Below are 8368 nucleotides of genomic sequence, written 5' to 3'. Positions count from 1 at the left end.
ACGAGTAGTTCCGAATGGATCAGTGGTCGTAGGCGATCAGCGACCGGGTGACGGGGGCGCCGGTCTTGTTGTGTGCCAGATGGCCGAACTTGCCTGCGCGGAAGTGGGCCCGAAGGCGGTCGGAGACCGCCGAGCAGCCTGTGGTTCTCGCCTTGAGAGCTGGGCGCTCGGCGCCCTGCGTGCGGTAGGTGATCCGCGCCACTGTCGGCTCCGGGCCAATCTGATCCTTCACCGGATTCCAACCAGACGGCGCGCTGATACCGGCAAATATCCCGATCCTGATCTGGGTCAGCCCCGGCGACTTCGATCTGGACCGGCCTGCGCGCCGAATAGCGACGGCGATCACTCCGCCTTGGGGTGCGCGAGTTCTAGCCGGCGGCGCGGGCTATCCGGACCACGTAGTCGTACGTCCCGGCGTTCTCGACCCCTTCCAAGATCCATGCTGTCTCACCTACGGTGAATTGCTCGCCCTCACGCAAGGTCAACGTCCGCTCGACGCCGTTGCGCGGCACGACCACCAGGTCCACCCGCACCGGCTCACCGTCCAGCGCCGGGTTGCTGAGAAAGTGCACCGCAACGCGACCGACGCCGAGGTTGCACACGCGACCGTGCCGGAGTACGGCTGACTCAATCATCTTCGCTCCTACTCCAAAGTCGTGTAAACGTCGCGCACGTTGTCCAGAAACTCGCGCATCGTCATCGGCGTCGGGTGCTTGAAGCCCCATGGATTACGCATCTTTACAATTCCATTCTCTACCGACGTTACCTCATAGGCGTGGCCACCGACGAGATCGTGCGGGAGACGACCAACGCCCGGCGGTGGTGACGGGACGCCGATGATCACCGGCTTCTGATTGTCGAGACACGCTCGTAGTTCGGCGGCAGCGGCGGCTTCGTTGCCCGGGGTCTTATTCAACGATCGAACGACCGCCGGCTGGCCGGTGAGCTGGGTCAGCAGTTCCGCCCGATTCCCTGCGTTGGTTCCTTCGTCGAGGCGCTCATATCCGCGCGCCGGCGAACTCTGAGCCGCCCGCCGCGCATTCCACGTCTGATCCACTCCGGCCATCGCCTTTTCCATAATGGAGGCCCATGCGACGCCAGTCTCAGTCTGGTCGGCATATGCCGACAGGGTCTGGTCGCTCGAGTAGACCGGAACGTCCGGCGTAACCGTCAGCTCCAGTGTCTGTCCCGTGGGCACGGTGCGATCCGGCGCGAGGAACGAGGCCTTGTGCAATGTCACCGTGTACGTCCCGTCAGGATTCTGCTGGATCGCCGACGTGATGTCGCTGGGCCGATGCCCGGCTACCCCGCCGATCGTTGCCAGCGTTCCGCAGTCACCAAGGTCGCCCTGGACTACCTGATCGCGGGTTACCGGGCCGTCGAAAAGGGGCGGCTGCTTGCCTGATACCGCGCCGAGCGGCTGACCGAACTGCACCGGACGCTGCCCCGGATCGGGCTGCGGCAGGTCTGGCTTGTCGATGTGCGCGTCCGGGCTCCGGTCGAGATCCCCTTCGGGTTGGGACTGCGAGAGCTCTGGTGCAGATGGGGCAAGCTGGCCCGCGGCCGGCGTCGTGCGGGGCGGGTGCTCCGGTTGGTTGGGCTGTGCCACCGGGTCGAACTCTGTCGAGCCCTTCTGCGCCACGTCGGTGCTCGGCGGTGCGCTCTCCGCTGTTTCGGCGGTCAGTGTCCGGGCGACGGCCTGGGTGGCTGGCGCGTGCGGTGTTTCCGGCGGGTGGACCGGAACGCCCGCGATGGCGTTGAGGAGTTGCGGAAGGAACACGGCGAGCACGGCGGGACCGACGACGGCGGCGCCGGCCATCACGGCGGCCGCGGCGATGCCAATCGCGGGAAGCTTCCCATAGCAGCCGGTCAGGCCGTCCGCCATCCCGCCGCAGTCGATGGGTACACCGTCGGCCAGCACGTCGAGAAGCACAGCTGCCCCCGGTTCCGGATATCGATATTGACCTGACATACATGTGCATCAGTCGTCATCGGACTGGGCTAGGGTAACCCACCGGAGTGAGGGGAAAGATGTTATGCCAGACCGACCTGAGCCAGCGGAGGCCGGCCCGCCAGTCCGGGTGATGACGATCCTCGGCCTGGTCGCGGCCGTCGTCCTCGTCGCCGCGACCGTCGTCCTCGCCGTATCCTGGCCGACCGCGCCGCAACGCTCCTCTCACCTGCCGATCCGGTTCTACGCATACGACCCAACGAACGCCCGCCTCTCGCAAGTCTCACGGACGGTATTCCAGAAAGGTCAGATTCCGGTTGCCACGGTGGACGGGAATGCGGTCGACACCGGTCCCCGGAAAGCCGTGCGAGCCGCCTGGTACGACGCGCTCGGCCACCAGACCAACAGCGTCGACCTGCCGGATCTCGGCAAGCTCCGCAGCGGTCCGGTGCCGTTGAGCACCACCTCTGCGGTGCCCGGCGGCGACTACCAGTTCGTGCTGGCCACCGTCGAGGACGACCGGGTGGTCGAGGTGCTCGCCTGGGTGCATGTGGAGATCGAGCGATGACCGCAGTTGGTCCGCGGCCGTCGGTGCCCCCGGCAGCGCCCGGGCCGGCCGGCCCGGGCGCTTCAGCCGACCCCACCGCGCAGCCGGCCGAGCCCGCCGCGCCGGCCCATGGGGACGCGCCACCTTCACCCTCGGTGCACGCGCGGCCGCCCGCCACCTCGCTGCTGTCCGCACCGCACGCGCCCGCCCAACCCACACCGCCCGCGCCGGGGTCGACGCCGCAGGATCCGACGGCGTACCGGCTCGACCGCCTCGGAGCCGCCGTCGCGATCGGCGGGGGCCTGCTGGCGCTCATCGCCGCCGCAGCACTCATCGCCGTCGTCCGGGACGACGACAACTCGCTGCGAACCCTCGGCGCGATCAACCTCGTGGTGATCGGCATCGCCCTGCTCGCCGCGAGCGCCGTCGCGGTCGCCGTCGCCGTCGTCTTCGCGTCAAGCAGCTCCCGGCGTACCCGATTCCTGGCGTGCGTGCTCGGCAGCGGGGTGGTGTTCGGCGTGCCCGCGATCCTCATGGTCCTCACCGTTGTCCTGGAGATCGGAATCGCCTGGCGGGGCGCGTTGCTGAGCATTCCCACGACCTTCTTTGGACTGTGGACGTTCCGTCGCTTGCAGCGCAACCGAAAGCCACCGTGGTGGCTGGTCCTCGTCGCCTTCGCCTGGGGACTCTTCGTTGCCTCGTACTTCACCCAGATGGTCGAGGTCATGCTGCACATCGCCATCACGGCGGAGGTGCTGCCCGGCACCGCGACGATCATCGCCCACTCGGCAGCCGCCGCAATCCCGGAAGAACTCGTCAAGGGCGCCGGCGTCGCCGCGATCGTGCTGCTCGCCTGGCGGCGGATCGACGGCATGCTCGGCGGCATTGTCGTCGGCGCCTGCGTCGGCCTCGGATTCCAGTTCGCCGAGTCGGTGCTCTACATGGCACAGGGCTTCGACACCGTCCTCTACCAGCACTGGTACCGGCAGGTCACCGGGCTGCTGGTCAGCCACGCCACGTACACGGGGATCATCGGCGCCGGCGTGGGACTGGCCACGCAGCTCACCGGCTGGCGACGGCGGGCCATCTGCATCGCTAGTGGCTTCGCCTTCGCCGTCGCCGTCCACCTGGTCTGGGACATCTGCGCGATGGGCCACTTCTACTGGGAGTCGGACCATCCGACGCTCCAGCTGTTCGTCGTGCAGCCGGTGAATCTGATCGTCCTCAAGGGCCCGGCCTTCGCCGTCCTGCTCTTCCTCGTCATCATCGCACTACGCCAAGAAACCCGGTCGCTGCACCGGCAACTGCTGGCCGAAGCGGCCAACCCGCTGGGCACCATCACTCCGGCCGAAGTCTCCGTGCTGGTGGACGCCCCGCGACGGTTCCGGATGCGGCTGGACACCCTACTGTGGACAAGCCCTGCGGCGTACACGCGGATGAAACGCCTACACGCCGCACAGCTGGACCTGGCGTTCGCCCGATGGCGCCGCGAGCGAGGCGACCTACAGCCCCCGTCGGCCGAAGAGACGCTGCGGCAACGGATCCACCGACTCAAGGCAGACACGCCCTGATCCCGCACCGCCCGGCGTAGCAGCGGGCGAGCATCACATCCCGGCCATCGCGGGGATCGGGTTCCTGCTCGTCGGCTATGGGCGCCATTCCCGCAATGCCCTACTGAGGCGAGAACGGACGACGCCGTTTCGGCGCCGAGGTTCCTCAGACGACCCGGGCGCACAGCTTGCCACCGCGGAAGTCGTCCCAGGAACGGGAGTTTCTTGGGCAGTCGCCGTTGGTGAGCGCGGTGACCTGGAGTATGTAGTCGAAATCCCTGGGGACGGTGCCCTTGCCGCACTGCCACGAGGTCATCAGGCCGTGGCGGCTGATGGCGACGCGTTTCGCATCCTCTTCGCTTACCTCGGCCAGGAAGCATTCGCCTACGCGGAGTTGACGCTCCAAGCAGAGGTAGATCGCATTCCCTCCGGCGGAGTATTTCCACCACGTTTCCGCGTCCAGGGCATCGGAGTTGCAGTCACTGGCGCTGTCCTCCACGCTGGTCACCCGCACGTAGGCGTCCGTGCGGTCGCAGTCGACGGCGTTCGGCACGTCCTCGCTCCACTCGCTGGCGTCGTACGGGTCCATGTATGCGTCCAGACAGTCGCCGGCCGAGATGTCCTCGAACGCTTCGCGGGTGGGATCTGGGGTCGGCGTGGGGCGAGTGGTTGTCCTCGATGGTGACGCCTCTATTGGCGCGGCCGAGTAGGGGATAGTGCCCGCCTCGGGAGTACCCGCGCGACTGGAGATTGTCACGGCGCCCACCACGACCAGGCATCCTCCGCAGAGGCACAGCATCAGCACCGCGGCGATCACGCCGACGATGATTGCGGTTTTGCGCTTCGGTGTCGGTGGCGCCTCGACCTCGGCGTCCTGCGGAACCTCATCAGAAGGCTCAGGCGCAGCCGGCCGGGGTGGCAGTGTCATTCGGCGATTGTGTCAAAGATCGCTGGCCGCTGTCATCGGCGTCGGGTGCGGCATCCGGGCGTTCATCGGCCAGTCGGGTCATCAGCCAGGTCCCCACGGAACTACTCGTCTAGGATCCTGGCGTGACCGAGGCCGACAACTCCTTCAGCCCGCTCAAGTTCTTCGAGTACGACCACAACCCCGGCAACTACTGCCTGATGCTCAGCGACTCCAGCATGGTCGACGTTTCCGACGTCTTCGAGGCCGACGGGCAGGTCGGCAACGGCTACGACTGGACGGCGGTGGCCAGGTCGGTGGTGCGCAGCGACGCCCCCGAGCTCGCCGACCGGCTGCGCTACGACCCGGAGGCGGGCACCTTCGTCGCCTACGGCACCGACCCGGATGCCCTGCGGCAACTGGGCGGGCTGCTCCAGGCCGCCTTCCACGACCGGGCGAAGCTGGCCACGCTGATCCGGGCGGCCGACCCCGACTGGTTCGACTGAGCCGTCCCGTCGGCCCAGGCCCGATAGCCCCGTGCCCGTTACGCCCGTGCGCCGCCCGGCCGGTCGCCGAAGGTGGTCAGGTCCCGGTTTTCCAGCACCCGCCGGGGATAGCCGCGTTCGGCGACGCCGAGCATCGCCAGCCCGATCTGCTCGGTGGTGGTGACGGCACGCGGAAACGCCCGCCGCAGTGCCGGCGCGAGCGGCGCGACCATCGCGTAGAGGGCCCGGTACAACCGCGTCTTGGACCGGATGCCGTGCAGCGGCTGGATGAAGCCGGGCCGGAAGGCGTAGGCGTTCGGCAGCAGCCGGAGCAGCTCGTTCTCGGTCCGGCCCTTGACCCGGGCCCACATGATGCGGCCCCGCTCGGTGCTGTCCGCGCCCTGCCCGGAGACGTAGCCGAAGGTCAGCCCGGGACTGGCGTCCGCCAACGCTCGGGCGGCGGCCATCGTGACGTCGTAGGTGACCCGGGTGTAGTCGGCCTCGCTCATCCGGAACGAGGAAACCCCGAGGCAGAAGAAGCAGGCGTCGGCCCCGGCGAATTCCTCCGCCGCACCGGTGAAGTCGAGGAAGTCGGTCCAGACCAGCTCACGCAGCTTCGGGTCCCGCTGTCCGGTCGGGGTGCGGACGACCGCGAGCACGCTGCCGACCCGGGAGTCGCGCAGACACTCGCGAAGCACGCCCTGTCCCACCATGCCGGTCGCGCCGAACAGGATGACCTTCATGCCGTGCCTCTCCGGGCCGTCGGGTGCTGCGCCGGGCCGCCGAGCGCCGCCCACGGATCGAGGGTACGGCCCGCCGTGCTTGATATCCTGGTCGGCGTACCGCACCGGTGGCGGGTTCTCCCAGTTCGCGTCGTGTCCACGCGTGGAGGTCCGCATGTCGTCCATTTCGGTACGCCGGTTCGTCCGCTCCGACCGGGAACAGGTCACCGCCCTGGTCAACGCGCACATCGGTGCCGTGCTCCCCAACGTCTCCGTGTCGGTGCAGGGCTTGCTCAGCCAACTCGAACGGGAGCCCGGCGAGTTCGTCGTCGACCCGTGGGTGGCTGAGCGGGTGGCCCTGGTCGCCGAGCAGCGCGGCCGGATCGTGGCGGCGGCACTGCTGCTGCGTTACCGGCGCGACGAGGACGTGGCGGAGCGGTACCGGGGTGCCGGTGAGATCCGCTGGCTGGTCTGCTGGCCGGAGGCGCCGTACTGGCCGGACGCGTCGGAGGCCGGTGACCTGCTCGCCGCCGCCTGCCTCGCCCAGTTCGCCCGCTGGAACGCCAACCCCCGGTACGCCGACGGCGCCCTGCCGGCCCCCGGGGTGTACGGCGTACCCGAGCAGTGGCCGCACGTCGCCGCGATCTACCGGCGGGCCGGGTTCCGCGCCGAGGGGCGTACCGAAGTCGTGCTGGTGGCCGACGTCGCCGACCTGCTGCGGTCCGGCCCGCCACCCCTGGCCGGGCTGGCCCCGGTCCGGACCGTCGGCGGCAACGGCACCCGGATCTCGGCGGTACGGGACGAGGCCGTGCTCGGCTTCGTGGAGGTGGACACCAACCTGGACACCGGAACCCGGATGTCCCGGCTCGGCGGCTGGGCGGACGTCGGGGAGTTATGGGTCGCCGAGGCGCACCGGCGGCAGGGAATCGGCGGCTGGCTGCTCGGCCAGGCCGCCGCCTGGCTCCGGCTGGGCGAGGTGACCCGGCTGCTCGACTACGCCGACGCCGACCACGCCGACTACCTCGCCTTCCTCGCCGCCACCGGGTTCAGCACGGTGACCCGGACGGTCCGCGAACTCGTCGCATGACGTCGGGGCGGCACCAGGCTGTCCGGCATCGCTGTCCGGCGGCGGCCCTGTCCGGTGCCGCAGTCCGGCGGCGGGTTATCCGGCGGGCGCCGGTGCCGGGGCGGCCCAGTCGGGTTTGACCGCCATCATCTGCGCGGTCTTGCCGGCGTCGGTCTCGACCAGGTCGCCCAGCGTCTCGTCGATCCGGCGCATCAGCGCGTCGTCGAGGCGTACCCCGGCCGCCGCCGCGTTCTCGGTGACCTGTTCCGGGCGGGACGCCCCGATCAGTGCGGTACTGACGGCGGGCCGCCGCAGCGTCCAGGCGATCGCGAGCTGGGCCATCGAGAGGCCGGCCTCGTCGGCGATCGGGCGCAGCTCCTGGACCTGCTGGAGCAGCCGGTCACCGAGTACCCGCCGGATGAACGTCGGCGCCCGGCCGCCGCTGGCCGCCCGGGAACCCTCCGGCGGAGCCTGGCCGGGCCGGTACTTGCCGGTCAGCACCCCCTGGGCGAGCGGCTGGAAGGCGATCTGGCCGATCCCCTCCGCTTCGCACAGCGGCACCACCTCGGGCTCGATCACCCGCCAGAGCATGTTGTACTGCGGCTGGTTGGCGACGATCCGGTTACGCAGCCCGAGTTCGGCGGCGACCTCCAGCGCGGCCCGGATCTGCGCCGCCGTCCACTCCGAGACGCCGACGTAGAGCACCTTGCCCTGCCGGACCAACTCCTCGAAGGCGAGCAAGGTCTCCGCCAGCGGTGTCCGGTCGTCGAAGCGGTGCGCCTGGTAGAGGTCGACGTAGTCGGTGCCGAGCCGGCGCAGCGAGGCGTGGCAGGACTCCCGCACGTGCTTGCGGGACAGGCCCCGGTCGTTGGGGCCGTCGCCGACCGGCAGGCAGACCTTTGTGGCGATCTCCACCGACTCCCGGCGTACTCCGCGCAGCGCCTCGCCGAGCAGTTCCTCGGCGGCGCCCCGGGCGTAGACGTCGGCGGTGTCGAAGGTGGTGATCCCGGCATCCAGCGCGGCCCGTACGCAGCTCAGCGCCGCCTCTCTCGCCACCAGTTCGCCGTGGGTGAGCCAGTTCCCGTAGGTGATCTCGCTGACCAGCAGGCCGCTGCGGCCGAGATGACGGTGCTCCATGGCGGC

Annotated in this window: 10 protein-coding genes; 4 read left to right on the top strand and 6 right to left on the bottom strand. The window is 69.5% G+C overall.

Translation table 11 applies throughout. From position 1 onward, the window contains the following. Nucleotides 1-19: 19 nt before the first annotated feature. The 3 genes from AAH979_RS18395 to AAH979_RS18385 are packed head-to-tail and all read right to left on the bottom strand — an operon-like array spanning nucleotide 20 to nucleotide 1933. Nucleotides 20-346: a hypothetical protein gene (locus AAH979_RS18395; RefSeq protein WP_346259338.1), complete on the bottom strand. Its 327-nt coding sequence runs from the start codon at nucleotides 344-346 to the stop codon at nucleotides 20-22. A 22-nt stretch (nucleotides 347-368) separates the two neighbouring features. Then, nucleotides 369-635 (bottom strand): DUF6406 domain-containing protein, encoded by a 267-nt coding sequence (locus tag AAH979_RS18390; RefSeq protein ID WP_346259337.1) that lies wholly within the window; start codon nucleotides 633-635, stop codon nucleotides 369-371. 8 nt (nucleotides 636-643) lie between these two features. Beyond that, nucleotides 644-1933 carry a C2 family cysteine protease gene (locus AAH979_RS18385; protein ID WP_346259336.1) on the bottom strand — a complete coding sequence of 430 codons (1290 nt, stop codon included), beginning with the start codon at nucleotides 1931-1933 and terminating at the stop codon, nucleotides 644-646. A 151-nt stretch (nucleotides 1934-2084) separates the two neighbouring features. Between AAH979_RS18385 and AAH979_RS18380 the strand changes: the two genes are divergently transcribed. Further along, entirely contained in the window at nucleotides 2085-2519 is a 435-nt protein-coding gene (locus AAH979_RS18380) for a hypothetical protein (protein ID WP_346259335.1), read from the top strand. A gap of 134 nt (nucleotides 2520-2653) precedes the next feature. Beyond that, the gene (locus AAH979_RS18375) at nucleotides 2654-4069 is read left to right on the top strand and encodes a PrsW family glutamic-type intramembrane protease (RefSeq protein ID WP_346259334.1); all 1416 of its coding nucleotides are present in this window, start codon (nucleotides 2654-2656) and stop codon (nucleotides 4067-4069) included. Between the two features lie 145 nt (nucleotides 4070-4214). On the opposite strand, the gene AAH979_RS18370 is transcribed toward AAH979_RS18375, so the two are convergent. Then, nucleotides 4215-4976, bottom strand: a complete 762-nt coding sequence (locus tag AAH979_RS18370) for a hypothetical protein (RefSeq protein WP_346259333.1) — start codon at nucleotides 4974-4976, stop codon at nucleotides 4215-4217. 122 nt (nucleotides 4977-5098) lie between these two features. On the opposite strand from AAH979_RS18370, the gene AAH979_RS18365 reads away from it, so the two are divergent. Then, nucleotides 5099-5458, top strand: a complete 360-nt coding sequence (locus tag AAH979_RS18365; protein ID WP_346259332.1) for an immunity 51 family protein — start codon at nucleotides 5099-5101, stop codon at nucleotides 5456-5458. 38 nt (nucleotides 5459-5496) lie between these two features. Here the strand turns inward: AAH979_RS18365 and AAH979_RS18360 are convergent, their stop codons facing one another. Continuing rightward, nucleotides 5497-6180, bottom strand: coding sequence for an epimerase (locus tag AAH979_RS18360; RefSeq protein ID WP_346259331.1), 684 nt, complete (start codon nucleotides 6178-6180; stop codon nucleotides 5497-5499). Nucleotides 6181-6334: 154 nt separating this feature from the next. On the opposite strand from AAH979_RS18360, the gene AAH979_RS18355 reads away from it, so the two are divergent. After that, nucleotides 6335-7246, top strand: coding sequence for a GNAT family N-acetyltransferase (locus AAH979_RS18355; protein ID WP_346259330.1), 912 nt, complete (start codon nucleotides 6335-6337; stop codon nucleotides 7244-7246). Nucleotides 7247-7321: 75 nt separating this feature from the next. Here the strand turns inward: AAH979_RS18355 and AAH979_RS18350 are convergent, their stop codons facing one another. Beyond that, entirely contained in the window at nucleotides 7322-8362 is a 1041-nt protein-coding gene (locus AAH979_RS18350; protein ID WP_346259329.1) for an aldo/keto reductase family protein, read from the bottom strand. Between the last annotated feature and the right edge of the window lie 6 nt (nucleotides 8363-8368).

It is taken from the genome of Plantactinospora sp. ZYX-F-223, assembly GCF_039649625.1.
Classification (GTDB): Bacteria; Actinomycetota; Actinomycetes; order Mycobacteriales; family Micromonosporaceae; genus Plantactinospora.
Note: the sequence above shows the minus strand (reverse complement) of the source record. Positions and strands in the feature narration are given on the sequence as shown.

What these genes read in the sequence shown, in the direction of transcription:
- AAH979_RS18350 (WP_346259329.1), bottom strand. Translation starts at nt 8,362, where the DNA reads ATGGAGCACCGTCATCTCGGCCGCAGCGGCCTGCTGGTCAGCGAGATC.
- AAH979_RS18390 (WP_346259337.1), bottom strand. Translation starts at nt 635, where the DNA reads ATGATTGAGTCAGCCGTACTCCGGCACGGTCGCGTGTGCAACCTCGGC.
- AAH979_RS18380 (WP_346259335.1), top strand. Translation starts at nt 2,085, where the DNA reads ATGACGATCCTCGGCCTGGTCGCGGCCGTCGTCCTCGTCGCCGCGACC.
- AAH979_RS18370 (WP_346259333.1), bottom strand. Translation starts at nt 4,976, where the DNA reads ATGACACTGCCACCCCGGCCGGCTGCGCCTGAGCCTTCTGATGAGGTT.
- AAH979_RS18360 (WP_346259331.1), bottom strand. Translation starts at nt 6,180, where the DNA reads ATGAAGGTCATCCTGTTCGGCGCGACCGGCATGGTGGGACAGGGCGTG.
- AAH979_RS18355 (WP_346259330.1), top strand. Translation starts at nt 6,335, where the DNA reads ATGTCGTCCATTTCGGTACGCCGGTTCGTCCGCTCCGACCGGGAACAG.